This window comes from Paenibacillus sp. J23TS9 (assembly GCF_018403225.1).
Taxonomy (GTDB): Bacteria; Bacillota; Bacilli; order Paenibacillales; family Paenibacillaceae; genus Paenibacillus_AQ.
In genome coordinates, this window is sequence record NZ_BOSG01000002.1 from 371,576 (window position 1) to 397,431 (window position 25,856).

Below are 25,856 nucleotides of genomic sequence, written 5' to 3' on the forward strand. Positions count from 1 at the left end.
GGTTATTTTTTCATAAAGCCTTTGCCATCCAAAAACTCCTTCATATGCAACCGGATCGGCTCAGCCAGTCTGTCAGCCATGACCTGCGTCCATGGCGTATTCTTTTTGCCGCCTGTCCGTTCTTGGAGATAAGCTTTCATGGTGGCATCATACTCCTTAACCGGCTCCACGCTTTGCTCTCCGGAATAGCCGTTGAAGTGAAGCACTGACTGCAGCGGAAGACGGGGACGCTGGCCCGGCTCCTGGTCGGGGACGCCGATACACATGCCGAACACCGGATAGACCAACTCTGGCAGGCCCAGCAGCTTGGACAACTCGGCGATCCGGTTCCGCACACCCCCGATGTAGACAATGCCAAGACCCAGTGATTCAGCGGCGATCGCAGCATTTTGAGCAGCCAGGGCGGCATCTACCGTCGCCACGATGAAATTCTCCGTCGTCGTTTCATAGGATGCCCGTTCCTGCAGCGGCTCTGCCGTTACCTGCTTCAGACGGTAAAGATCAGCACACCACACGAGAAAGACCGGGCACTGCTCCACATAAGCCTGGTTACCGGCAAGCTCCGCGAGCTGCTTTTTCAATCCGGGATCCGTAGCGGCAATCACGCTGTAAGCCTGGACATTGCTGGAGGTTGATGCCATTTGCGCTGCGGAGATCATCGCATGCAGCTGCTCCTCAGTGACTGGCGTATCTTTAAATTTGCGGATTGAGCGGTGGTTCATCAGTAAAGACAGGGTATCGTTCATCTGGTAAATCTCCTCCTCATTCATAGATGTAATTGGATGTATTTTCATAGCAGATTGAAGGGTCATTAGCGCAGGTTTTCCCTGCAGAAAGATCAGGACAAAGAGCCTCCGAGCCTAATTAACGCCAGCTTCTTGGCGGCAATGCGGCGATAGTACATGGTCCACAAAGCGGCAGCGGCAATAAAGCTGTAGAACACGATATCGGATACGGCGAGGAACCAGGTTGCCGATAGCTCCCAAGCCAGCAAAGTTCTTACAGCCGCCTCACCGATCAGGATAACTCCCCAAACAGCCGTCATGATTCTATATACCCGCCGGGCATACGGAATCGACCATAAAGCATCAAAATCTTCGTGCTTATGTGTGGATGTGAACCTTCTTGCCAACGGCACCATCAATGGGCGGGGAAAACAGAGTGAGCATAGAAATGCAGCACCGATGACTGCCGTAACAGCTGACCCGCGCAATAGCAGAAGCTTCGTCTCGCCTCCCACCAGGGCCAGCAGCATACTGAGCACCATGCCGGCGAGCATCAGCAGTCCGAATGCATCAAGCTTCCGGAACCGGGCGTAATACAGCGCCGACTCCACAAGCGGCACGGCCGATGCGATCAGCAGTGCCACAAACTCAGAGTGCCCTTTTCTGAGCCATACATACAAAAGCAGTGGCAGTACCCCGTTCAAAAACAGAGTCAATGCCACTGACAGAATCCCCGGCCGGCGGGAAGAAATAGAAGAAGACATAGATCACCTGTGAAATGGATTTTTTTACAATTCGTATCTACCCCAGTATAGCTTCCCACAGCCCGCACCGTATAGAGTGTTTCTATTTCAAGGAATGGATCAGCAGCCCGAAAATATCTTCCATCGGAATGGCTCCCTCGGAATCCTGCACAATGGTGTTACGTACACGTAAACCATAGGTGAAAACCATATACATAGAGGCCATGTGTGCTGCATCAATATGCGGCGGAATCGCTCCTGCCTGCTGCCCTGTCGCAATCCAAGCCGTCGCCGTTTGGAGAGAGTAATCGTATACCTCGCGTAGGACATGAGCTACCTTGGGATTATCGGCCTGGCTTAGAAGATAGGTGAAAATTTTATTGGATACCTGCTCCTTATCCGCGCCGGACATCATTCCTTCGGTAATCGCCTGAACCGGCATCCTTGCATCCTGGTCAGCTGCCTGTGTGACGGCCTGGTGAAAGCGTGCGTTCATCGATTCCATTTTTGACTTCAAAATCATTCCGAACAGTTCATCCTTACCCGAGACGTAGTGATAAATAGCTCCCTTGGACAGACCGGATGTGGTAATGATATCCTGGAGCGTCGTCTGGCGGCAGCCTTTCTCTTTAATCAGCTGCTCGGCTGCGTCCAGAATCTGCTGCAGGCTGGAATTGGTGGTATGACCGCTGTCGTTCATATGGTACCTCCTGTAGTTCATCAGTGATTACCACCCTATTATATACCAACCGTCGGTATGTTCAAGCTATACGGGTAGGCTGGCCTGCAGACGCTGGTGCCTCCTCGCGGTTTCGTGTACGTGTGTACTGGATATACATGCCCAGCCGCCATATCAAAGTGAAAATCACCAGAACCGCAATATACTCTGCCAGCATAAGCTCAATATCCGGGCGGTGCCGAGCGTCGAGAATCGGATAGCTGTGGAACACTTTATTGCGGATCACATAACGGACATAAGGCAGGCCAAACAGGAACAAATAAAAAAGCGCATTGAACTTGAACATAATCTGCCCTGATGGTGTTTTGACGAACCGGCTGGTCAGAATATAAGGAACGGCCACCAGCACGCCAAGCCCAAGCATCCACCCTACCTGCTCGAGTGTCCCCCGGCTGGCTACACAATAAATAATCCAAGGTAGCGGAGCAAACAGCATCCAATCTCCCAGCAGGAGCCGCAGCCCACTTCCTTTTACCGGACGCCGGGTCTGCATAAACTGCCGCAACGTCATCCAAATAATCAGCGCCCATACGCCGTAACCAATCAAATCCCATTGATATGATGTCATCTTTATCAATCTCCCTTTTTTTAAGAATGATCTTAACTTTTCCACGAACTAATACCGACCGCCGGTATGCAAGGTTGCCAATGAACCCTTCTAAACCGCCTTCTTGCTCCACAACGCCTTCAAGTTATCCGCCGGAGCCATGACTCCTTTACCGCGATAGATAAATCCGGCAATCACCATTACTGCACTTATCAAAATAACCTGTTGGATCAACTTGTCGGTTTCGAGCAGGCCCTGATGGAAGCTGACCAGGCTGATACTGTAATCATTGTTGAACAGCACATCGAGCAGCAGGTTGTGAAAGGCATGCACCGCCGTGGATACGAGCAGAGAACCGCTTTTCAGGTAGACATAGCCATATCCTACGCCGCCAATGAAATGAATCGCAAGGGAGACCAGATCAAAGCCTTTGGTAGGAATATGCGTCAGCGAGAAAATGAAGGACGATAGCAAAATAACCCCCGCTGGCCCCATTCCTTCCAGCACCCTGAAATAATATCCACGGTCCAGAACCTCCTCCTGAAGCGCCCCAACGAACCAGCCGAGTGCCCCATACAGCAGCAGCAGGGTAAATGAGCTGCTTTGTAACTTGTTCCATAAAAACTCGGCATGCACTGCTTTGTCAGCACCTGCGCCCCAAGTGAACAGCACTGCCAGCAGGGTTGATGCAGCAAGACCTGCCATCAAAAAGGCTCCGTCCCTTTTGGTAAGCCTCCAGCCAAAATGCAGCGGACGACCACCTTCCTTCCATTTGTATACGATCATAACGGTAGCGCTCAACAGGATTCCTACTACGATATTCATGCTTGCGAGAAATCCGTAATCCTCAGACACCCGGTCGATTACGCCCATCCAGACGAGGATACCGAGGAACATATACATGACGCCGAAGTAAATGAGCAGCATTGTGAAAATCTTCAGAAAAATACTTAGGGGTTTAATTAGTGTTCTCTTCTTCCGTATGCGGCTCTGATCCGCCCCTGCGCCAACTCCAAAAGCAGTACTTGCTTGCTGACCGGCAGTGGAATGCATTTCGTTCATCGGATGGTTTACACTTCCTTTTATTATATTCGACCTCCAGACCGCCGGTCGGTTTTATAATTTGATTTTACATACCGACCGACGGTATGTCAATATAAAATATAAAATTAATCCTGGATGTTCATGCCTATCTATGCAGCCAGGGATGGAATGAGCTCCGAGAACACCATTAAAAAAGCCTGGACTGAAAACGGCGCCGTTTTCAGTCCAGGCTTCTTTTTTTATGGCGCCTATCTTACAACTTCACCCGCTGCAGGCGCAAGGCGTTCAGCACGACCGACACCGAGCTGAAAGCCATTGCCGCACCGGCCAGCCAAGGAGCAAGAAAACCGATAGCGGCAATCGGAATGCCGACGGTATTATAAGCCAGCGCCCAGAACAGGTTCTGCTTGATGTTGCCCATCGTACGGCGGCTCATCAGGATTGCGTCTGCAATAGCATTCAGATCGCCGCGCATCAGCGTCACATCCGCCGCCTCCATGGCGACATCCGTGCCGGTGCCGATCGCCATGCCAATATCGGCCGTAGCCAGCGCCGGCGCATCGTTGATGCCGTCGCCGACCATGGCGATCCGCTTGCCGGTCTGCTGCAGCTTCTTCACCTCTTCGGCCTTGCCTTCCGGCAGCACCTCGGCCAGAACCTGATGGATACCGGCCTGCGCAGCAATTGCCTTCGCTGTGCGTTCATTGTCACCGGTAATCATAATGACCTCGATTCCCATCTCCTGCAGTCGGGATACGGCTTCACGGGAGGTTTCCTTGATCGTATCCGCAACAGCCACCATACCGGCATACTTGCCGTCCACGGCTACGAGCATCGCCGTCTTGCCGGCGTCTTCCAGCTGTCTCATCGCAGCCAGGGCAGCCTCTACCGGAACGCCCCGCTCCGCCATCAGTTTACGGGTGCCTACCAATACCAGCCGGCCGTCCACTCTTGCCGAAACGCCGTAACCAGGAAGGTTCTCAAAGTCTTTCGCTTCCGGCAGCGGCAGTGCCTTGCTCCGGTCGAGAGCGCCAGCCACAATGGCTTCTGCCAGCGGATGCTCCGACTGGCGCTCCACTGCGGCAGTCGTACGGAGCAGTGACTGCTCCGTCATCAGCGGCGCGGGAACCACATCCGTCAGAACCGGCTTGCCGCTCGTGACCGTACCCGTTTTGTCGAGCACAACGACTTCAATGGCCTGAGCTGACTCCAGATGCTCTCCGCCCTTGAACAGAATACCGAACTCGGCGGCACGGCCCGAGCCTGCCATAATTGAAGTTGGCGTCGCAAGTCCAAGTGCACATGGACATGCAATAACGAGTACTGCTATAGCCTTTTCGAGAGCCGCTGCGAACTGCCCGGGCTCCACGCCAAAATACCAGATCAGGAATGTCACGATCGCGATCCCTACGACAATCGGAACGAAAATACCGGAGATCACGTCGGCAATACGCTGAATTGGAGCTTTCGAGCCCTGTGCTTCCTCCACCACCTTGATGATCTGTGCCAGAGCCGTTTCACTGCCGACCTTCGTTGCCTGAATGCGGAGCATGCCATTTTTATTCAGCGTGGCTCCCACCACGGCATCGCCCTCACGCTTCTCTACTGGAAGGCTCTCACCGGTCAGCATGGACTCGTCTACGGATGACAGTCCCTGGACGACCTTACCGTCCACCGGAATTTTCTCACCCGGCTTGACGATCACCATGTCGCCTACTTCAACATCCTCTACCGGAATGCTGATCTCCTGACCGTCCCGATGCACAAGCGCGGTCTTCGCCTGCAGACCCATCAGACTTTTGATAGCCTCGGAAGAGCGGCCCTTGGCAAGCGCCTCAAACCATTTGCCGACCAGAATCAGCGTAATCAAAATGCTGCTGGTTTCATAGTACATCTCCACCGGATGATGCATATCCATCCCGATGGATTGGATGGTCAGATACAAGCTATAAAAATATGCAGCCGACGTTCCGAGCGCAACCAGCACGTCCATATTCGCGCTCTTGTTGCGCAGTGCTTTATAAGCTCCTACATAAAACTGCCCGCCGATCAAGAATTGAACCGGTGTCGCCAGCAGCAGCTGGAACCATGGATTCATAAACAGCGATGGTACAGGTATCCAGGAAGTAAAGGAGAAATGCCCCACCATCGCCCAAAGCAGCGGAAGTGAGAGAATGGCAGCCATCATCCACTTGAACCGTTTATGATTAATCTCCTGCCGGCGCAGCTCGGCGCTGTCCTTGGCTTCCTGCTTCGGGAGAGCCTTGTAGCCAAGCTGCTCCACCTTTTTCAACATATCTTTAACGGTAACCATACCTGCCGCATACTCCACATGGGCTGTCTCGAGCGCCAGATTCACATTGGCCTGGGAAATGCCAGGCATTCTGCTGAGCCCTTTCTCAATCCGCGTGGCGCAGGCGGCGCAGGTCATACCGGTAATTTCAAAATCCATTGTTTCCTTCATTGTGCCATAGCCGAGCGACTCTATCTTTTCTTCCATCTTTCGCAGATCCGACTGCTTGGGATCATACGAGACGGTGGCCTGCTCCAGCGCCAGATTGACGTTGGCCCGGCTGACGCCGTCCATTCGGCTCAAGCCTTTTTCAATCCGGGTTGCGCAGGCGGCACACGTCATACCGGTAATCTGCAGCGTTGCCTGATGCTCGTTCTCTCGGTTTCCTGTATTCTGCTCCATGATCTCGGCTCCTTTCTGACAGCATACCCATATGGGGTATATCTACTCTTATAAAAAAGGGCAGCGACTGCAGACCTTAAAAGGCCCGGGGCTGCCCGGTACGGTTATGGGATATTCATAAGCTGATATGAAATCAGGCTTAGACTACATCGTAGCCTTGGTCTTCGATGGCTGCTTTAATGGTGTCGAGGCTTACTTTGCTTTCGTCATAATCCACAGTAACCTTGTTTCCAGGCAGATCCACTTTGCCGGTTGCACCTGCATTTTTCACAGCACCTTCTACAGCATTTACACAATGATTGCAAGACATCCCTTGAACGTCCAATGTTACGCTTTTCATGATATATTCCTCCTTAAGTTGTACAATCCCTGCTAAGGGATATTATTTCATTAATTTCTTAACCGTAATCAGTAATTCATCAATCACAACATGGTCTCCAGACTCAATCCGTTCCACCACGCAACTCCTCATATGATTCTCGAGAAGCAGCTTGCCGACTCCGTTCAGAGCAGCCTGTATAGCAGAAATCTGGTTCAGGACATCATCGCAGTAGGTATCTTTCTCAATCAGGCCCTTGATGCCGCGGATTTGTCCTTCGATGCGATTCAGGCGGGTAATGAGATTATTCTTCGTTTGCTGGGAATGATGACTATGCCGCTCACTGCAGCCTGTCGTACAGGTCTCATCCTGAAGGACAACAGCACTGTCCTGGTCATGGTGTTCCTGATTTGTCTTTGTCTCAGCAATCATCTCCATCCATTCCTCCTTTAATCGATCTAATAACATTATTATACTATACCCCCTCTAGGTATGCAAGTGAGGAGATCAAATTTTTCTTTTCTTATTTCCAGATACCTGAATTTGAAAAAATGCCACTATCATAGAAGGAATTACCAATTTACAAGTCGAATAATTCTCCTTATCGCCATAGGTCCACTTAGATATTTCATATGGATATTTGCGTATAGAAACAGATTCACTTATATTGATTTAGCGCAACCTTTTCCATACATACTTTTTATTTTACCTACGGGCCTCAGCCTCTGAACACATCATGAACGACAGGAGAAGATGCCATGTTAAAAAAACGCCTATTTACGAAGGCCCGGATTCCGAAAAACTTGAATGCCCTCTTGTTCTGCGCGCTCGGCACCTTCCTGTTTTTATTCAGTATAAAACATCTGTCCTTCCACTACACACCTGATGAATGGGCGCTGCTAGGCTCCATGTTCGCAGCATCTCTGATCCTCTACTTTTATACATTCCAGATCCCCCCCGAAGGTAGCAAACAGTCCATGGATTCGGCGGTCTATCTGGCATGTCTCTTCATTTTTGGTACTCCGGCGGCACTTGCGCTTCTGCTTCTAAGCTCGCTTTTGTTTGCTTTGTTTGAACAGAAGGTATCCTGGTGGAAGCATCTGACCAATTTTTCGATCTATACGATTATGATCTTCGGAGCCGGCACGGTTTTCCACGGACTCGGCGGGCAGCTCGGACAGCTTCAAAATGTACATCTATTATCTTATGTAGGTGCGCTCATCATATACTTCACCCTGAATGTACTCTGTATTAGCATCTACTACTATATGATCGACCAAAGTGATATTTACCGCATGTTGAAAGGACTTCTCCAGGAATCCATGCTCGTCTATTTGTGCATTCTGATCCTGTCGCTTGTCCTGACCATTCTGATCGTGAACAACGGCATTACCGGGTTGATTTTATTCCTGGGGATCAGTATATTTCTGTCTCATTTGTTTAAAAAACTGTTCGATATGTACCTTCAGCTCCAGGAACGGGCCATCCGCGATCAGCGGACGGGGCTATTTAATCACAGCTATTTTGAAAGCCTTCTCGAAAAAGAAATCAAGTTTGCCCGGAATGAAGGTACTCCCCTTTCACTGGCCATGATCGATATTGATGACTTTAAACGCTATAACGATCATTTTGGGCATTTGCAGGGGGACAGGCTTCTTGGCCTTTTGGGATCGATTTTAAAAGAAGAGGCCGCCCTGGCTGGCATTACAGCTTCCCGCTATGGCGGAGAGGAATTCACACTGCTGATGCCCGGATATACCGAGCAGGAAGCGCTCATCTTCGTGAACACGTTGCGAAAAAGAGTCAATGACACCCCCTTCGAGGGAGTGGAAGTCCTTCCGCATGCCTGTCTCTCCTTTTCCGCAGGAATTTCCGGTTATCACATTGATATTCATGACAAATCAATGCTCGTGCTTCAGGCTGATCAAGCGCTCTATGATGCCAAAAAACAAGGGAAAAATATTGCCTACATTTATGGCAGCACCGTACCTCTTGAGCAGGAAATTGAAATTGCCCAGGATGTGCGGGATATCGAGCAGCTGCTGAATCTATTCCTTTACAAGGATATCAACACATTCAAGCATTCGAAGCGGGTGTTCCGCTATGCAATGGACATGAGCCTTCTCCTTAAGCTCGATACGGTGACGCGCAGGCAGTTTGTGCTTGGAGCCCTGATTCATGATATCGGTAAGCTGGAGATTCCTTGGGAAACTCTGAACAAAAGGGATTCGCTCACCCTGACGGAATGGGATGTGGTCAAAAAGCATGTGAACTGGGGCAAAGAAATGGCAATGACCAACGACAAATTCAAAGAATTAGCCCCATACATCGAGCTGCATCATGAAAGGTACGACGGTACAGGCTATCCTCATGGTTACAAGGCTGCTGAAATACCGCTGCTATGCCGTATGCTCACCATCATTGATTCCTTCGATGCGATGACCTCCGAGCGCCCCTACCAAGCTACCAAATCCATAGAGGAAGCCGTTAAGGAGCTTCGAGATTGTTCCGGAACACAGTTTGATCCCGAGTTATCCGAGCTGTTCATCCAGTATATCGAAGGCAAATCCGGACTTATTCCCGCACGCGGGGAGCATGTTGTTCCAAGCTTATAAAAAATCCAAAGGGGCTGCCCCACCGCTAGATTTATTCTGCAGTGGGCAGCCCCTGTTCATTGGCTATGAAATTTTCTGAAGAAAAAGAGTCCTAGTTGTGGCCGTTCATTTCATGAGATGTCTGATGCAGCTCTTTGATCATTTGCTGCAAGAACATGCTTTCCTGGCGGCTGATTCCGTGCTGGTTATCCTGAATAAGCAGTTGTTGAATATTCTTTTTCAGCAGTTCACTACGGCGTTCCAATACAGCTTGACTCATAAAATAAAATCACTCCTGGATCGTTTTTTTGAACTTGCCGGGAAGTTCTTTATTATTATAAAGCGTTATGAAAAATATTGAAAATGTTCAGAAAATGCTTAAGCCATCCCTGACACAGCTGAGCTTGCAGGAGTGAGGCTGAACGGTACCAGCCGGAAAGATGCTCCGGATTCCTCCAGTATGCCACCCAAGTTAGCTAAATAGCCCATCATAATTTTCCAATTCATATTATAAATGGGCGATTATGAGTCCTTTCCCAGCCAGATTATCCAAACATTCCTGCAAATAAGTCTCATTATGCTCCGGATAAGCCATTGCTTCATCCAATGCGTTCAACTCGCGATCCGCCCAAGGCTCACAGGATTTGCCGCGGTACAGCGGATTTTGCCACAAATTGTCCACATGATAAGATCTGTTCATCATTTCTTCCATAATGAGCTGATGGTAGCGGACCAGCATCATCGGACTGTGTTCAAATACATAGTTCACGGTGGCGTGTTTTTTGCCCCAGCCGTTACCGCGAAGCGCGCAGCATTCCCGGTGCTGGCCGAGCAGCTGCGGGCGGGGCAGCTTGGAAATCAATGCTTCATGCCATAAACGCATCGGCTATCCGCTCCTTTTTTACGATAGGTTGTCTTGGCTTCTTTTGATGTCCATTATACCGAAAAATCAGGTTTTGGACTCTTCTGCCTTGCACCGGTCAGGCCTACGGTTTAGACCGAATAGCCCACACGGGTCATTTTCTTCTGCAGGCAGCAGCTATAAAATAATTTTTGGGCCTAGGAATACAATGTTACTACACTCACGCCTAACCCCAAGCTAAAGGGCACACAATAAAAGACAACTCGGGATGTTTGCAAACGCAGCTTTATCTGCTCATTTTTGCAAAGGCTCCACATAGAAGGTGATGGATTGAATAAAAAAATCAGTTTTTTCTCAGCATGGCTGACGGTGATGCTTATAGGACTGCTGCTGGTCCCAGGCCTCGCCTCTGCCCACGCCTATATTGTCAAATCTACTCCTGCTGAAAATGCAGTACTGGCTGAGCCGCCGGCCAAAGTAGACATTCATTTTAACGAGCCTCTCCAAAAGGCTTTTCATTCGATTAAGGTTACGGACTCATCCGGTAAAACGGTGAATCTCAGTGAAAGCCGGATTCCCGAAGGTGAATCCTCCGTGCTTGAGGCCGATTTGCAGCCTGATCTTCCAAAGGGCGTTTACGCCGTTCAGTGGAAAGCCGTATCCGCTGATGGCCATCCGGTGGAAGGAACCTTCTCGTTTCAGATTGGTGAAGGCAGCGGGGGCAGCAGCAATAATGAATCTCACTCGGTAACTTCGTCTGCCGGCTGGCCCGGGGTTGATCTCATCATCATCCGCTGGTTGTTCTATACCAGCCTCGCATTCCTCGCGGGTATTTATTGCTTCCAGCTGTATCTGCTTCCCGCTGGTACGGGTAGCCGTCCGGCATGGTCCACCAGAAGCATCAAGCTCATGTGGATCAATATCGCCGTGCTCACGGCAAGCTTCCTGCTCAGTCTGCCGCAGCAGACCGGGATTGATGCTGGCGTCGGCTGGAGCGGCGTTTGGTCTGAACCGTCCTTACTCCTCAAAATGCTGCGGATTACCAGCTTCGGTGAAGTCTGGCTTGTTCAACTCCTGCTCCTGGTATTGATTATAGCCTTGGCTATTGCCGTACCAAAAATAAAGGACAAAGACAATGCGTACATCGCCGGAACGGTCGCCTTTCTGCTCATGCTGATTATGCTGCTGGCGAAATCCTTTATCGGTCATCCAGCCGCCTCTGAGCACAAGGTCGTTGGCATCGCTATGGACTTCCTCCATCTGGGTGCAGCATCCCTCTGGCTGGGCAGTCTGCTCGCCTTTGCTGTCCTGCTGCCGAAGGAAGCCTCCTTGCCGGCAGAGCCGGAGCAGCGAAAGAAAAGTTATTTTGCCATAATCCGCCGATTCAGTTTGTGGGGAACGGGTTTCGTGGTCCTGATTCTGATCAGCGGAGTATACGGCAGCCTGCAGTATGTACCAACCTGGTATTCCCTGTTTCATACGCCGTACGGCCAGGTGCTGCTGGCCAAATGTGCCCTGCTTCTCATCATGCTGCTTCTGGCCGCCTGGAACATGCTGCGCGGACGGCAGGAAAAGCGTAACCTTGGCGCAGGTGTCTGGCTGGAACTCACTGCCGGTATTCTCGCCTTGGTGCTTGCGGCTGCGCTGACCAATATGCCTACTGCCATGGCTTCTCCCGGTCCGCTGCATGTAACGCAGACGCTCGAGAATAAGAATGTCATTTCGCTTGATATCAGTCCGAATATTACAGGCGTGAACGAATTTGAAGTGAAGGTTCAAGACAGCAAGGGGCAGCCGGTACAGGGAATCGAGCAAATCAAGCTCACCCTGACCAGCCTGGATATGGATATGGGTAAATACGAGATCGTCATGCCGGGAGGCAAAGCCGAAGGCTATAAAGCCAAGGATTTGATCAGCATGGCAGGCAAATGGAATGTACATGTGCATATGCTGACCGACAAGCTTGAAACCTGGGATACCGATATTGTGATTCATGTCGGTAATCATTAATACCGTAAACTGTGAATCATATTAAAATTTTCGACTCGCTACTAAGATTAGTGATGGGCATTGCTTCAGAACGATTCGCCCCTTCCTCTACTTACGCTTGTTGTCCATGATATCTCGAGTCGGACTTCATCAAAAAACACAAAGAATCCTTACCGGATTCACCAAAGGAGAGAAACCAATCTAATGAAAATATCCAAACGTTTTCCGTTTATCGCTACCGCTGCGGCGGGTCTGCTGCTGTTCTCTGGCATCGCAAGCGCGCATGTGACCGTGAAGCCTGCTTCATCCCAGCCTGGGGCCTGGGAGACCTATACCATCAAAATTCCGTCTGAAAAAGAAATCGCGACAACCAAAGTTACATTAAAGGTGCCTGAGGGTGTGGAGCTCATGCAGTATCAGCCCATCCCGGACTGGAAAATCACCACTGAAAAGGACAGCGCAGGCAAAATCAGCAGCATTACCTGGAACGCGACAGCTGAAGGCATAAATGCCGGGGAGTTCCAGCAGTTCAATTTCGTGGCCCACAACCCTGAAAAGGAAACAGACGTAGCCTGGAATGCGTTCCAGTACTACAAGGATGGAAGCATTGTGGAATGGACCGGCGATGAAGGCTCTGAATCTCCGCATTCCATCACGAAGATCACGACGGTTGCTGGTCAAGAGGCCGAGTCATCCGGTCACAGCCATGATGCTGCTGCGGATCATCAAGACCAAAAAACGGACAATTCAAGCAACGGCGATGCAGCTCCTGCAGCAGCGGATAGCTCGTCCTCCAGTGGCGTACAAACGGCCACACTTGTGGTTTCTATTGCCGCACTTGTCCTGTCTATCATTTCATTGATTGCTGCTTTAGCCAAGAGAAAACGCTGATCCAAAAGCATATTCAAGCCCGCGCCAGATAAAGGTGCGGGCTTTTTCATGTCCGCTCTAAATGGACAAAATGGATTGCATCTTATGACAAATCAAGCATGATGCCATAAGATCGGCAATATATTGTAAGGATGTACGTATCGTCCAAGGTGCAAGCTGCCTGACGTAATGACTTACGAAGGGAGGTCAAAAAAATGATCGAGTTCCGCGGAGTATGTAAAGCTTACGGCAGCTTTCAGGTTCTTCAAAACATCAATCTTCAGATCGAGGAAGGTGAGGTCGTCGTCATTATTGGTCCCTCCGGCTCTGGAAAGAGCACGCTCCTCCGCTGCATCAACCGTCTTGAAGCCATAACCTCCGGCGAGCTCACCGTCAATGATACGCGGCTTCATGACAAGAAAGTGGACATCAACCGGTTTCGCCGCGACATCGGCATTGTCTTCCAGCATTTCAACCTGTATCCCCATAAAAAAGTGATCGACAATATCACACTCGCTCCCATCAAGGTGCTGGGATTGTCCAAGGATGAAGCGGAAGAGCGAGCTTTGGCATATCTCACCCGTGTCGGTATTGCTGACAAAGCCCAAAGCTACCCGTCCCAGCTCTCCGGAGGCCAGCAGCAGCGGGTTGCCATTGCCCGGGGACTCGCCATGAAGCCGAAAGTCATGCTGTTTGATGAGCCTACCTCCGCCCTTGATCCGGAAATGATCGGCGAGGTGCTGGATGTTATGCGGGCCTTGGCCCATGAAGGAATGACCATGGTGATCGTCACGCATGAAATGGGCTTCGCCAGGGAGGCTGCCGACCGGATCGTGTTTATGGACAACGGACAAATTGTCGAAGAGGCTCCAGCCTCCACTTTCTTTCAGCAGCCCCGCGAGGAGCGTGCACGATTGTTCTTAAGCCGCCTGATCCGCCATTAGGCGGCGCACTTACATATTGAAAGGGGTAGAAAAGAGATGAAAAGAAGATCACGTTTGAGTGCTTTACTGGTGCTGCTGACGGTCTGTTTGGTATTCGTTGGGTGCGGCAGCAAGAAGGAATCCGGCACAATAGATGCAATCAAAGCACGCGGCAAAGTCATAGCCGGTGTAAAGTACGACACAAAGCTTTTCGGACTGAAGGACCCCGCCTCAGGCAAGGTCGAAGGCTTCGACATCGATATCGCCAAGGCACTCGCCAAGAAAATTTTTGGTGATGAAACGAAAGTTGAACTGAAGGAAGTCACCTCAAAAACCAGGATTCCTCTGCTCCAAAACGGGGATATCGACCTGATTATCGCCACAATGACCATTACAGAGGAGCGCAAAGAGCAGGTAGACTTCAGCGACGTATACTTCAAAGCAGGGCAGTCTCTTCTCGTCAAAAAGGGAAGCGCGATTCAAGGCCTGCAGGATCTGAAAAAAGGCGTCAAGGTGCTGACGGTCAAAGGATCGACTTCGGCGAAAAACATCCGTGAAAAGGCACCGGATGCCACCGTGCTGGAATTCGAAAATTATCAGGACGCATTTACCGCGCTAAAGGCGGGTCAAGGAGAAGTTCTTACGACGGATAATGCCATCCTCCTTGGCATGCAGCAGCAGGATCCGAATTACGTTCTGGTAGGCGGAAACTTCACCGATGAGCCCTACGGCATCGCGGTCAAAAAAGGCGATGCGGATTTCGTGGCACAGGTCAATGATCTACTGAAGGAAATGAAATCCAGCGGAGAGTACGACAAGCTTTACGAGCAATGGATGGGCGTGAAGCCGGAGTAACCGGAGTCAAGCCTGAGCGGGAGGGCATCCTGCCTTCCCTTCTTGCCTTCCTACGGATCACGATATCCGGGAAAGGAGTGAAAATGCGTGACAGGTCGGTTCAATATTCATATCCTGTTTGATCATTGGGACCGCTTTTTGCTCGGGTTCGTTCATACGATCGAGTCCAGCGCCATCGCTCTCATCGGCAGCTTTATTCTTGGCACGATCATTGCTGTCATGCGCATATCACCTGTCAAACCGTTGAACTGGATGGGTACGGCCTATGTTGAATTTATCCGTAACATTCCGCTGCTGCTCGTCGTCTTTTTCTTTTTCCTGGGGCTTCCGTCGCTCGGCGTTCCGCTTGACGGTTTCACATCAGGCACGCTCGGACTCATGGTATATACTGCTTCATTTATTGCCGAGAGCATCCGTGCCGGTATCCAGACCGTTCCATCCGGACAGACAGAGGCCGCGCGGGCTACGGGACTCACCTATATCCAGACCATGCTGCATATCGTGCTGCCGCAGGCCATCAAAATCGTATTGCCCTCCATCAGCAACCAGTTTATCAACTTGGTTAAAAACTCATCTATTCTTGCCGTCGTGGCCGGTCTTGATCTGATGTATTATGCCGATTTAATCAATGCCGACACGTTTCTGCCACTTACCGTCTATACCCTCGTGGCCTTATTCTATCTCATCCTCACCCTCCCGCTTAGCTTGGCGGTGCAATATATGGAGCGGCGGTTCAGCTCAGCGGACCATTGAGGAGCTTACTTTTATGAAAGGAGGCTTGAGGCATGGATTTTGCAGGAGCGTATTCCTGGCCTAATCTCTCCTTTATTTTGCAGGGATTCGGCGTGACTCTTCTCGTCGCCGCCCTCGCGATCCTGTTCAGCTTTATACTTGGGAACATTCTCGGTATCCTGCGTTACGCACGCATTCCTGTGTTGTCACGGCTTCTTGCGATCATCATTGACATCTTACGCAATCTGCCCTTGCTGCTTATCATCTTCTTTATTTATATGGTCCTTCCGCAATTAGGGCTTAGGATGCCCCCACTCTGGGCGGCCATTGCAGGCCTGACGCTGTTCGAGGGTGCGATGATTTCCGAAATTGTCCGCAGTGGCCTCGCCTCGGTGGATCGGGGCCAGATTGAAGCCGCACGCTCCTCAGGCCTCGGCTATATCCAGACCATGCGACATATCATTTTGCCACAGGCGCTGCGCCGCATGATGCCGCCGCTGGTGAGCCAGTTCATCTCGCTACTGAAGGACACTTCCCTTGCCATCGTCATTTCGCTGCCGGAAATTATGCATAATGTGCAGATTTTGCAGGGTCACAGTCCAAATTACGTCATTCCGGCGCTGATTTTGGCAGCGCTGCTGTATTTTACGGTCAACTATGCATTATCGATCATTGCCCGAAGGCTGGAAGCCAGAAGGATTTGATGAGGTTCAGGAAGACAACTTCTTTGCGGCCCGCTTACCTTCTACAGGTAGCGGGCTGCCTTCGTTTAATCTGATTGGCATACTTATGGAAGATATTCTTTTGCGCTGAACGTTGAATTTCAAAAAGAAGGGAATTGAAACAAAAAGACGAAGTTGTATATCCTAAACTGTAGTACCAAGGAGGAACCCGAATGTCTTTTATAAACCAATTGGAAAAATACGCGGAGCTGGCCATAAAAACCGCAGTCAACATTCAGCCAGGTCAATCGCTTTGGATTAACGCGCCCATCCATACACCGGAATTTGTCCGAATGATCACGGAGCACGCCTATAAAGCAGGAGCCAAACTGGTACATATCGAATGGCAGGATGAAATCAGTACGCAGATCAAATACCATCTTGCACCGGATGAAGCCTTTGAAGAATATCCTTTATGGAGAGCACAGGCTGTCCAGCAGTTTGCGGAGAATGGCGGTGCATTCCTGTTCATCGAATCCAGTAATCCGGAGCTGCTTAAAGGAGTCGACCCCAAGCGGGTCGCCGCCAATTCCAAAGCTGCCGGTACCGCGCTGGCCAAATGGAGAGAATATATGTCCGCGAACAAGATGACATGGTCAATCATCGGAGTACCCTCCACAGGCTGGGCCAAGCTGGTCTTTCCTGACCTGGATGCAGATGCGGCTGTCCAAGCCTTGTGGGAAGCGATATTCAAAGCATCCCGCGTGGACCAGGATAATCCCGTTCAAGCCTGGCAGGAGCATAATGCCACCCTTCACGACAAAAGAGCTTACCTGAACAGCAAGCAGTATAAGAAGCTGCACTACCGCGCTCCGGGAACGGATCTGACGATTGAGCTTCCGGAGAACCACATCTGGAGCGGCGGCACGGCGGTCAACGAAGCCAAAAACCCGTTCAACCCGAATGTGCCGACAGAAGAAGTATTCACCTCCCCGCACAGAGAGGGTACACATGGAGTGGTACGCAGCAGCAAGCCTCTCAGCTACCAGGGCAACCTGATTGAAAATTTCAGCCTCACATTTGAGGATGGGAAAGTCATCGATTTTGAGGCAGAAAAAGGCTATGAATCACTGAAGGCGATGCTCGGTATGGATGAAGCAGCACGTTATTTGGGAGAAGCTGCGCTCGTACCGCATCATTCTCCCATTTCAGAGTCGAACCTGATTTTTTTCAATACCTTATATGACGAGAATGCCTCCAATCACTTGGCATTGGGATCAGCATTTCCAACCTGCCTGGAAGGCGGCCTCTCGATGTCCCGTGAGGAGCTGGATCAAGCCGGGCTCAACCACAGCATTATTCATGTCGATTTCATGATCGGTTCCGCTGAAATGGACATTGACGGAATTACGCAAGACGGTCAGATTGAACCCGTATTCCGGAACGGAAACTGGGCTTTCTAAATCATACTCAAAAAAACAATCTACTTGCCTTCCTAAGGCAGGCGGATTGTTTTTTTGTCGGTTTCTGATCATCTCTTTATGATTAATTCGAGCCTATCCGATATGTTATATTTCTGGACTCATGATGCTGAATCAATCCTTCAAGCGCCTGTACCGCGGCGTTCGCTACTTCTATATCCTGCTGGCTTGTGCCTCCGCTTACGCCTATACCACCTATGATCATCTCTCCAATTTTAAGTGGAATTCCTCCGCCCAGTATCACGATTTTCCCATGGTTGGTCGTATTGATCCCAAATGAAGGATTACCTGGTTGAGCGGCCTGAGCAAGGTTCGAAGTCGGCATTTGCAGCGCCACACTGGTCCATGCCTTGTTTTGCGAAATGTCGATCCCCCCTATTTTGGCATGATCCATCCGGTGAAACGCGACCAGATTGGCTCCATCATCAACAATTGCGATATTTTCCGCAAGGCCCATCTCCTTCGCCTTCTTTTCAGCTGCTTCGAGCAGAAACTTGGCGATATCCAGCGTTATTTTCACTCGTACAATCCACCTCTCATTTGCGTTTATGTACTATATGGTCATTCGCACACTTTAGTGAATTCATGCTGCCGTTTAGCAAGAAATCCTCCTCGGACCGTGTGATGATTTTCGCCAAAATAAGCGGCTTACGCCAAACGTTAGCTTGAAAATAGCTTTGCGATTTTGTGCAACATTTTGTGCAACACCCTCGTCTAGGATCATGAAAGGCAAGCATAATTTAACAATTCATGTGCTGCCGGAAGCATCCCTAACCGTTCGTACAAGCACACACATACAGGAGGAATATCAGATGAACAAAATGTACAAAGTGTTAGCTACAGCATCTATTTTGGCCATGGCTGCCGTGCCGGTGGCGGCAAGCGCGCAGGATGTTCCGCCCGAGACGGTTCATAACGGACAAGGAATCATTCAAAACCAAGTGAAAGTGGTTCCTGGAACCATGGGACAAATCACTGATTTCGTAAACGATCAGACAGGTAAATTCATTACCGTTACCGGCCGCGGACTAGCCCCTAGCGATCAAAGCCAAATCATTCTGTCCATTACTAAAGATACTAAAATTGTCGATTCCAAAGGAAAAACCGTAGCTCTGAAAACGATTATGGATGAGAAAAAAGTCGTAAAGGCCTTCTACAGCCCGAACATCACGAAAAGTCTTCCCCCCCGCGAAGCAGCCTTGACGCTTGTGGTTCAGGATCAAAGCTTCACAGCAATCGAAGGTACCGTCTCCGAGGTTAGAGATGGCAGCATCCTTGTTAAAGGAACGGATATCTATAATTCAAACGAAGATACCATTATTCTGCACTTTGCGGACAAAGCGACGATTCTCGATCAGGACGGCAAAGCTGTTGAAGCCGGAGCTATCAAGGAAGGCATGAGTATTAAAGCGTTTTATGGCCCTGCCGTAGCCATGAGTCTTCCGCCGCAAGCGACTACAAATTACATTCGCGTCAACACCAATAATGAAACAGGTGAGGGTGAAGCAGAAGTGGGCCATGAACTGGCTGCAGGTACGGATGGAATCATTACGAACACATCTGAAGGCAAGATCACAGTCATCGGCAAACCGCATGAAAAAGGCGGCGTAAATTATGTCATCCTCTCCGTGGATGACAAGACGCAAATCGTCGATGAAGACGGAAAAGTCTTGACCAAAGATGCACTTAAAGCCGGCATTCATATGGATGCTTCTTACAGCGACATCATGACTATGATCTATCCGGCTCAAACCCATGCAAGCAAGATTGTTGTGAAGAAAGCGGAATCCGTCAAGATTGAGGGTACTGTCGCACCTTCAGACAGCACTTCGAAAGATCAAGTATACGTCAATGTAGGCTCTGACGATTCTAAGGCCAATGATGTTATTCTGAATATTTCAAAGGATACCCAGATCATTGATGACCTTGGCGGCGAAGCAGCCCTACGTGCAGGCACAAAAATCATTGCTTACCATTCTCCAATCATGACTCGTTCGCTCCCTGGCATCACGAATGCCGAAGTAGTTATTGTCACTTCCGTTGAGAATGCCGTAACGCCTCGATAAGAACACCATATGGTAAACGTAAAACCCGGCCGATCTCATAAGGATCAGCCGGGTTTTTTCATGTCCGCTTTCTTTTTGCCAACGTCATTGATAACGGAATGAGAAACACAGTGTAGGCAGCCAGCATGTATATGCAGAAAATGAATGAATGGGTATAGCCTCTCGCATCCGCCTGTTGAATTCCCTCCTGAACGCCTGTTTGAAGGGCATAATGATCCAGTGAATTCATCCACAGAATGCCAATGAGTCCAATACCGATGGCGTAGGCGACCTGCATTCCAGTGGTCAGAATGCCTGATGCTGAACCAATATCCTGCTTCGGTACTTTGGAGAGTACAATATTCGTGAGCGGAGCAGCGATGAAGCCTTGGCCGATTCCAAGTATGGCAAGTGCCGGGATCCATAGGTATACATTTGGAGAAATCCCCGTTGCCTTTACGGTGAGGGCAAGGAACAAATATCCGATGGCAGTCAGAACGGAACCTAGCGTCAGCACATGCGGACCAAGCTTGCCCGTCACCCTGGCCGACATCAGCGAAGCGAGGAAATATCCGAGTCCCATCGGCAATATGATGGCTCCAGATTTTAGAGCTGTAAACCCAAGCCCGATTTGCAGCAAATAGGCAGCGATCAGGAAAAACGCTGCTTGCGATGACATGAGCAGAAAGACCACAATCATCCCCAGCCCAAATCCACGCTGACCAAACAAATTCACGTTCATAAACGGGTCGCGGCTTACATGCAGCATCTTCTTCTGAGACCATACAAACAAGGCAAGCATCGGAGCGGAAAGGATTAGACTCATGACGAGCTCGATCGGCCAGCCTTCCTTCTGACCCTGTACGAGCGGGTAGACGAGGAGGAATAAGCCAGCTGCCACAATTATCGCTCCATACCAATCCATTCTGGTCCGGGCCATATCCTTTGATTCCGGAATGAATGGGACCATCGCCAAGATCGACACACCAATCGGTATACTGAAGAAAAAGACCATTCTCCACTCCAGTCCCCACGAATTCCACATCAGGAGGAGTCCACCAATGAGCTGTCCGGTTGTAGCTGCCAATCCTTGTGCAGCGCCATAGAGTCCGAATATGCCCCCGCGCTTTTCCGGTGGATATTGAGCCTGAATGAGTGATAATACCTGCGGAGAAATCAGCGCTGCACTGAATCCTTGGATGACCCTGACCATCGTCAGCATTCCAATCCCATTCGATATACCGCATAGCAATGAAGTGAGCGTAAAGCCGGCTACGCCAATGAGCAGCATTTTCTTACGTCCATACCGGTCACCAAGCCGCCCTCCGAGAATGAGAGCAACCGCATAGGCTAGCGTATAAGCAGAGATGACAAACTGCACACCATAGAAATCGGCATGGAGTCCATGCTGAATTGAAGGCGTTGCGACGTTCACAATAAAAATGTTAGCTACAGCCATAAAGACAGACAGCAGCATAACCGCTAGCATCAGACGCGGACGCTGGCGGGATTGAACCACCGTATGCGTAAGCTCCAATGTGAGTGAATTTGCCGATTGGGGCATAGGCGATATGTTCCTCCTTTAAACATCCCGGATGAATTGACAGCAACCGGAATATTCCTTTAGAATAAACGAGACAGATCTGTCTCATTTGTTATCGTATGATACAGACAGATCTGTATCATGTCAATTGAAAATTTACCTTTTTTTAGAAACCGGGTGATCATAATGACAAAGAAAGAATCTGCGAAAGAGAGAATCTTGCGGGTTGCCTCCGATTTATTTTATCGGGAAGGCGTGCGTGCTGTAGGTATTGATCGTATTATCGAGGAGTCCGGTGTAGCCAAAGCGAGCTTCTATCGCAACTTTTCCACCAAGGATCAACTCGTTGTTGAATACCTGGAACTGCGATCCGGTAGAAGAGAAGGAAACATCGAAGAGATAAAATGTCGTTTTCCTGATTCGCCAAAAGAACAGCTTTATGCCCTGCTTGACGATTTGGTCGAACGGATGAACAAGTCCGATTTCCGTGGATGTCCATTCATGAATGCTGTCGTTGAATTTCCTGACCCAGGCCATCCTGGACATCAGTCTGCGGTCGAAAGCCGTTACTTGGTCTGGGGAAAAGTAGAGGATATTGCCCGGCAAGCCGGCGCCACAGACCCGGCCGAGCTTACGTTCCAGCTACGAATCCTCAGCGATGGAGCCATGATGAGTGCCTATGTTGATGCTGATACATTCCATTCTGACTACTTTTTAAGAGCTGCAAAACGTTTGATCGAAGACCAATGTCCGCCTTCACACTCTCCCAGCTAAAACTCATTTGAAGCAGAAATGTAGGAGCGGCCTTATTGTCGCCCCTGCATTAATTCAGGAAATGCAAAAACATCCAGCTTCATAAAAAAACCAGGCCCATGAATGGTACCTGGTTTCACTAAGAATAATGATCATCGTTATTTATTTTCGAGTTTCGCCTGCTCCACTCTTTTCAGTGCCGCATCATACGTATCAATCAGCTTTTGCACGCCAAGCCCGTTAATTTCCTCCACATATTTATCCCATTCGCTCAGGTTTCTTGTACCCAGGACAAATTTGGAGAAGTTCTCTTCCCGGTACTTTTTCACCGCTTGCCCGGTTACCGAGAGCACTTCATTCTCCTGGTCCGTAAAGGCAGGCTTCGGCTGCATGGCAGGAGGATCATATTTGGCAGCCTCCTCATAAGCCTTCTTCAGATCTGGCGAAAAGAGGGACAGATGGGCGTTGTAGTCGATCCATGTATAAGTCCCGCTCGTCTGCAGACCGGTCTGTTTCCGCATTTCTGTTACATCCGTAAACTCAGGCTTGAACTTCTTTTGCCCATTCTCTTCGGTAAACGTCTCGCCCTCCTTGCCCCAGCTGCTCAAGGTCCGGCCTTCTTCACTATAGAAAAAGTCCATGTATTTCATAATGTCATCGATATGCTTGGAGGTTGAGGCAACCGTCAATCCACCCTCTAAATAGTGAAAATACGGGTTCATCGGCTTCATGCCGGACAGTCCTGCCGGAGGCGCCATAAACTGCAGGCTGTATTCCGGATTATCCTTTTGCATGGCATTGTTGAAAAAGTCGACGCGGCTGATATAGTCGATGGTAATAAACGATTGCCCGGTAGACATCACATCCTGCCACTGTTTCGTTTGGATGGAGAGGAAATCCGGCGGGATGAGTCCTTCCTGATAGAAGGTATGCCACATGCTGACCATGGCCTTGTAATTCTCCTCCGTGGGTCCGAACTTCCATTTCTTTTCGTCAAAATTATAGTAGACATCACTGCCGCTACCGAAGTTGGTTGTCAGATTCGCCATCATCTCATCGGGAATTTGACCGAAACGCATGGAGAGCGGGTAGCTGTCAGGGTAAAGCGCCTTCAGCTTTTTCAGCACCTGATGAAGCTCTTCATATGTCTTGGGTTCGGTAAGCCCGTTCTTTTTGAAAATATCCTCACGGTACAGCCAGATCATCCGGTTGGTTTCCCCAAAGCCCTGGTTCGGAAACATATACATTTTACCGTCAGCGGAAAGTGCCGCCTTGGCTTCCTCCGGGTACTGCTCCATCCATGCTTTCAGGTTCGGCATCTGGTCCACATGATCCAGAAGGTTTTCCAGGGCTCCCTGATCACCATATTTGTTGGAATCGCGGCGGCTGGACATATACATCAGATCCGGTAAATTGCCCGAAGCCATCACCAGATTGAGCGTATCGCTCAGCTTGCCCGATGGCGTCTCCACATTCATAGCCACTCCCGTCTTTTCCTTGATCCAGCTCCAGATCGGCCAATCCTTGCTGTACGGAAACGTTGCGTTGTTATCCAGCAAGGCCGTTAATGTGACCTCGCTTTTTGGCTTGGCGGCGGGATCCGCCTGACTTTTCGGCTCAGTCCCGGAAGACTTCTCCGCCCCTGAAGAGCAGCCCGCTACCGCAAACACGACCAACAACGCGGCGATCAGACTTACGTACGAACGTTTCTTTCCCTTTCCCATGAGTATATCCCCCTTTGATTTTAATGTTCTTTTTCGGATTAACTCGGAAAACTTTGCGTGGTGACCGCTGCAGTTACGGATCATCTTCCGAATGCTATCCCTTCACAGCGCCAATCATCGAGCCCTTGACGAAATATTTCTGGACGAAAGGATACAGAATCAATATCGGAAGTGTGGACACCATGATCGTGGCGTACTTCAGCGAATCCTCAACGACCAGATTGTCGCCGCCGATCTGTGTCACCTGCCCGGAGCTGACGCTGCCGGCAAGCACGAGATTGCGCAGGAGTACCTGCAGCGGAAACAGTTCCTGGCTCCGCAAATATAAGAGCGGATACAAAAAATTGTTCCAGATACCGACCGCGTAAAACAGCGAGATTGTCGCAAACACAGGCTTTGACAGCGGCACGATGATCCGGAAGAAGATTCCGATATCATTCAGTCCATCCATACGTCCCGATTCCTCCAGCTCTTTCGGGATACCGCTGAAAAAGGTGCGCATCAGTATCAAATTCCAGGTGCTGACGGCGCCCGGCAGAACCATTCCCCAAATCGTATCCACCAGTCCAAGCGAACGAACGACCAGGAACGTAGGGATCATGCCTCCCCCAAAAAACATCGTGAATACGATGAGCAGGGTAAAGCCTTTATGAAACATCATATCTTTGCGGGACAATGCGTACGCTCCCATGGATGTGACCAGCATGGCGATGGCTGTACCAAGCAGCGTATAGATGATCGTGTTCCGGTATGACGTCCAGATTTTGGGGTCACCCAGCACCAGCTCATACATCCGCAGGTTCCAGCCCTTGGGCCATAGGGTCACCTCCCCCTTCATAACGTACACATCCCCGCTAAGCGATATCGCGAGCATATATACAAATGGATAGAGCATGGCGGCGGAGAGCAGCAGCATGACCAGCATGTTGAAGATCGTAAACAAGCTAATGCGGCTCCGGCCGCGTCCAGTGGTCACCATAGGCTCGTTCCTCCTATCCGCCGGCTGAGAGAATTGGCTGAGAAGATAAAGATGAAGCTGATCACGCCCATAAACAGATCAATGGCTGAAGCGTAACTGAAGTTGCCCTGCTCCATGCCGACCCGGTACACATAGGTGCTGATAATATCGGCCGTACTGTATACAGCCGGGTTATACATCAGGAATACTTTTTCAAATCCGATCTCCAGAACCTTTCCGATATCAAGAATAAGAATGATCATGATGGTCGGCGCGATCCCGGGCAAGGTCACATGCCACAGCTTTCTCCATCTTCCCGCTCCATCGATTCCGGCCGCTTCGTATAGCTGCGTGTCGACCGCGGTCAATGCCGCAAGAAAAATGATCGTCTCCCAGCCGATATGCTGCCATATTTCCGAAATCACGTAGATCGGCCTGAACAGCCCCGGTTCCATCATGAAATTAATGGGCTTTCCGCCAAGCGAGGTAATCAGCTGGTTAATGATGCCGCTTGTCGGCGAGAGAAACATGATGACCATACTGGCAACGATAACGTTTGAAATAAAATGCGGCAGATAACTGAAGGTCTGCACCCATTTTTTGAATACGGCGTTCCGCAGCTCATTCATCAGGAGTGCCAAAATAATCGGTGCCGGAAAACCGAATACCAGCTTGTAAACACCGAGCAAAAACGTGTTCCGCATCAATATCCAGAAATCCGGGTTGCCGAAAAACATGCGGTAGTACTTCAAGCCAACCCAATCGCTTGCCCAAATCCCTTTGAACACATTATAGTTCTTGAACGTGATGACCAGACCGAACATCGGGGCGTATTTGAACACCAAATAATACAGCAGGCAGGGTAGAAAGAGCAGCCACAGGTACTTGCTTCGCCGGAAGGCTTGTGCCAACCGGTTTCTTCCCGGACGAGCACGGGGACGCGCCTTCAGTACCCCCCCGGTGCCTGCCAGATTCGTCTCCACCGGTTTCATTTCACATCCGCACCTCCCTTTCGTAAAATGCATTTCCTTTCCTGTACCGAAAGCATACCGG

At 50.0% G+C, this 25,856-nt stretch carries 25 protein-coding genes; 10 read left to right on the plus strand and 15 right to left on the minus strand.

The window, feature by feature from the left end; all coding sequences use genetic code 11:
• Nucleotides 1-2 precede the first annotated feature (2 nt).
• The 8 genes from nfsA to KJS65_RS17340 form a co-directional block, all read right to left on the minus strand.
• On the minus strand, nucleotides 3-746 hold the full coding sequence (gene nfsA / locus KJS65_RS17305; RefSeq protein ID WP_213651126.1) for an oxygen-insensitive NADPH nitroreductase: 744 nt from the start codon (nucleotides 744-746) through the stop codon (nucleotides 3-5).
• Between the two features lie 92 nt (nucleotides 747-838).
• Nucleotides 839-1,447: a VC0807 family protein gene (locus KJS65_RS17310; RefSeq protein WP_244864609.1), complete on the minus strand. Its 609-nt coding sequence runs from the start codon at nucleotides 1,445-1,447 to the stop codon at nucleotides 839-841.
• 124 nt (nucleotides 1,448-1,571) lie between these two features.
• Nucleotides 1,572-2,168, minus strand: a complete 597-nt coding sequence (locus KJS65_RS17315) for a TetR/AcrR family transcriptional regulator (protein ID WP_213651128.1) — start codon at nucleotides 2,166-2,168, stop codon at nucleotides 1,572-1,574.
• Nucleotides 2,169-2,229: 61 nt separating this feature from the next.
• Nucleotides 2,230-2,775 carry a CcdC protein domain-containing protein gene (locus KJS65_RS17320; RefSeq protein WP_213651129.1) on the minus strand — a complete coding sequence of 182 codons (546 nt, stop codon included), beginning with the start codon at nucleotides 2,773-2,775 and terminating at the stop codon, nucleotides 2,230-2,232.
• Between the two features lie 90 nt (nucleotides 2,776-2,865).
• Nucleotides 2,866-3,816, minus strand: coding sequence for a CPBP family intramembrane glutamic endopeptidase (locus KJS65_RS17325; protein WP_213651130.1), 951 nt, complete (start codon nucleotides 3,814-3,816; stop codon nucleotides 2,866-2,868).
• Between the two features lie 235 nt (nucleotides 3,817-4,051).
• Nucleotides 4,052-6,493 carry a heavy metal translocating P-type ATPase gene (locus KJS65_RS17330; protein WP_213651131.1) on the minus strand — a complete coding sequence of 814 codons (2,442 nt, stop codon included), beginning with the start codon at nucleotides 6,491-6,493 and terminating at the stop codon, nucleotides 4,052-4,054.
• A 139-nt stretch (nucleotides 6,494-6,632) separates the two neighbouring features.
• Nucleotides 6,633-6,833, minus strand: a complete 201-nt coding sequence (locus tag KJS65_RS17335) for a copper ion binding protein (RefSeq protein ID WP_136607893.1) — start codon at nucleotides 6,831-6,833, stop codon at nucleotides 6,633-6,635.
• Nucleotides 6,834-6,875: 42 nt separating this feature from the next.
• Nucleotides 6,876-7,244 (minus strand): metal-sensitive transcriptional regulator, encoded by a 369-nt coding sequence (locus tag KJS65_RS17340; protein WP_213651132.1) that lies wholly within the window; start codon nucleotides 7,242-7,244, stop codon nucleotides 6,876-6,878.
• Nucleotides 7,245-7,570: 326 nt separating this feature from the next.
• Between KJS65_RS17340 and KJS65_RS17345 the strand changes: the two genes are divergently transcribed.
• Nucleotides 7,571-9,427 (plus strand): bifunctional diguanylate cyclase/phosphohydrolase, encoded by a 1,857-nt coding sequence (locus tag KJS65_RS17345; RefSeq protein WP_213651133.1) that lies wholly within the window; start codon nucleotides 7,571-7,573, stop codon nucleotides 9,425-9,427.
• Between the two features lie 91 nt (nucleotides 9,428-9,518).
• Here KJS65_RS17345 and KJS65_RS17350 read toward each other — a convergent pair whose 3' ends face one another.
• Together KJS65_RS17350 and KJS65_RS17355 are read right to left on the minus strand one after the other, a co-directional pair.
• Entirely contained in the window at nucleotides 9,519-9,686 is a 168-nt protein-coding gene (locus tag KJS65_RS17350; RefSeq protein ID WP_213651134.1) for a hypothetical protein, read from the minus strand.
• A gap of 228 nt (nucleotides 9,687-9,914) precedes the next feature.
• On the minus strand, nucleotides 9,915-10,289 hold the full coding sequence (locus KJS65_RS17355; protein WP_213651135.1) for a TIGR02328 family protein: 375 nt from the start codon (nucleotides 10,287-10,289) through the stop codon (nucleotides 9,915-9,917).
• Nucleotides 10,290-10,598: 309 nt separating this feature from the next.
• Between KJS65_RS17355 and KJS65_RS17360 the strand changes: the two genes are divergently transcribed.
• From KJS65_RS17360 to KJS65_RS17390, 7 genes are all read left to right on the plus strand, one after another.
• Nucleotides 10,599-12,278: a copper resistance protein CopC gene (locus tag KJS65_RS17360; RefSeq protein WP_213651136.1), complete on the plus strand. Its 1,680-nt coding sequence runs from the start codon at nucleotides 10,599-10,601 to the stop codon at nucleotides 12,276-12,278.
• A 183-nt stretch (nucleotides 12,279-12,461) separates the two neighbouring features.
• Nucleotides 12,462-13,148, plus strand: coding sequence for a YcnI family copper-binding membrane protein (locus KJS65_RS17365; protein WP_213651137.1), 687 nt, complete (start codon nucleotides 12,462-12,464; stop codon nucleotides 13,146-13,148).
• 194 nt (nucleotides 13,149-13,342) lie between these two features.
• Nucleotides 13,343-14,071, plus strand: a complete 729-nt coding sequence (locus KJS65_RS17370; protein ID WP_213651138.1) for an amino acid ABC transporter ATP-binding protein — start codon at nucleotides 13,343-13,345, stop codon at nucleotides 14,069-14,071.
• A 36-nt stretch (nucleotides 14,072-14,107) separates the two neighbouring features.
• Nucleotides 14,108-14,905 (plus strand): ABC transporter substrate-binding protein, encoded by a 798-nt coding sequence (locus KJS65_RS17375; RefSeq protein ID WP_213651139.1) that lies wholly within the window; start codon nucleotides 14,108-14,110, stop codon nucleotides 14,903-14,905.
• 87 nt (nucleotides 14,906-14,992) lie between these two features.
• Nucleotides 14,993-15,658 (plus strand): amino acid ABC transporter permease, encoded by a 666-nt coding sequence (locus KJS65_RS17380; protein WP_213651140.1) that lies wholly within the window; start codon nucleotides 14,993-14,995, stop codon nucleotides 15,656-15,658.
• Between the two features lie 32 nt (nucleotides 15,659-15,690).
• Complete coding sequence (locus KJS65_RS17385; protein ID WP_213651141.1) at nucleotides 15,691-16,341, plus strand: amino acid ABC transporter permease; 651 nt, start codon at nucleotides 15,691-15,693, stop codon at nucleotides 16,339-16,341.
• A 191-nt stretch (nucleotides 16,342-16,532) separates the two neighbouring features.
• Complete coding sequence (locus tag KJS65_RS17390) at nucleotides 16,533-17,762, plus strand: aminopeptidase (protein ID WP_213651142.1); 1,230 nt, start codon at nucleotides 16,533-16,535, stop codon at nucleotides 17,760-17,762.
• A gap of 82 nt (nucleotides 17,763-17,844) precedes the next feature.
• Here the strand turns inward: KJS65_RS17390 and KJS65_RS17395 are convergent, their stop codons facing one another.
• Entirely contained in the window at nucleotides 17,845-18,300 is a 456-nt protein-coding gene (locus KJS65_RS17395) for a GlcG/HbpS family heme-binding protein (RefSeq protein ID WP_280531333.1), read from the minus strand.
• Nucleotides 18,301-18,592: 292 nt separating this feature from the next.
• Here KJS65_RS17395 and KJS65_RS17400 point away from each other — a divergent pair, with 292 nt between their 5' ends.
• Nucleotides 18,593-19,846 (plus strand): peptidase, encoded by a 1,254-nt coding sequence (locus tag KJS65_RS17400; protein WP_213651143.1) that lies wholly within the window; start codon nucleotides 18,593-18,595, stop codon nucleotides 19,844-19,846.
• A gap of 58 nt (nucleotides 19,847-19,904) precedes the next feature.
• Here the strand turns inward: KJS65_RS17400 and KJS65_RS17405 are convergent, their stop codons facing one another.
• Nucleotides 19,905-21,389 carry an MFS transporter gene (locus tag KJS65_RS17405; RefSeq protein WP_213651144.1) on the minus strand — a complete coding sequence of 495 codons (1,485 nt, stop codon included), beginning with the start codon at nucleotides 21,387-21,389 and terminating at the stop codon, nucleotides 19,905-19,907.
• 165 nt (nucleotides 21,390-21,554) lie between these two features.
• Between KJS65_RS17405 and KJS65_RS17410 the strand changes: the two genes are divergently transcribed.
• On the plus strand, nucleotides 21,555-22,142 hold the full coding sequence (locus KJS65_RS17410; protein WP_213651145.1) for a TetR/AcrR family transcriptional regulator: 588 nt from the start codon (nucleotides 21,555-21,557) through the stop codon (nucleotides 22,140-22,142).
• 137 nt (nucleotides 22,143-22,279) lie between these two features.
• On the opposite strand, the gene KJS65_RS17415 is transcribed toward KJS65_RS17410, so the two are convergent.
• The 3 genes from KJS65_RS17415 to KJS65_RS17425 all read right to left on the minus strand — a co-directional run bounded on the left by KJS65_RS17415 (nucleotide 22,280) and on the right by KJS65_RS17425 (nucleotide 25,795).
• On the minus strand, nucleotides 22,280-23,845 hold the full coding sequence (locus tag KJS65_RS17415) for an extracellular solute-binding protein (protein WP_213651146.1): 1,566 nt from the start codon (nucleotides 23,843-23,845) through the stop codon (nucleotides 22,280-22,282).
• A 94-nt stretch (nucleotides 23,846-23,939) separates the two neighbouring features.
• Nucleotides 23,940-24,824 carry a carbohydrate ABC transporter permease gene (locus KJS65_RS17420; RefSeq protein WP_213651147.1) on the minus strand — a complete coding sequence of 295 codons (885 nt, stop codon included), beginning with the start codon at nucleotides 24,822-24,824 and terminating at the stop codon, nucleotides 23,940-23,942.
• Nucleotides 24,818-25,795: an ABC transporter permease gene (locus KJS65_RS17425; protein WP_213651148.1), complete on the minus strand. Its 978-nt coding sequence runs from the start codon at nucleotides 25,793-25,795 to the stop codon at nucleotides 24,818-24,820. Before KJS65_RS17425 ends, KJS65_RS17420 begins: the two co-directional genes overlap by 7 nt.
• Between the last annotated feature and the right edge of the window lie 61 nt (nucleotides 25,796-25,856).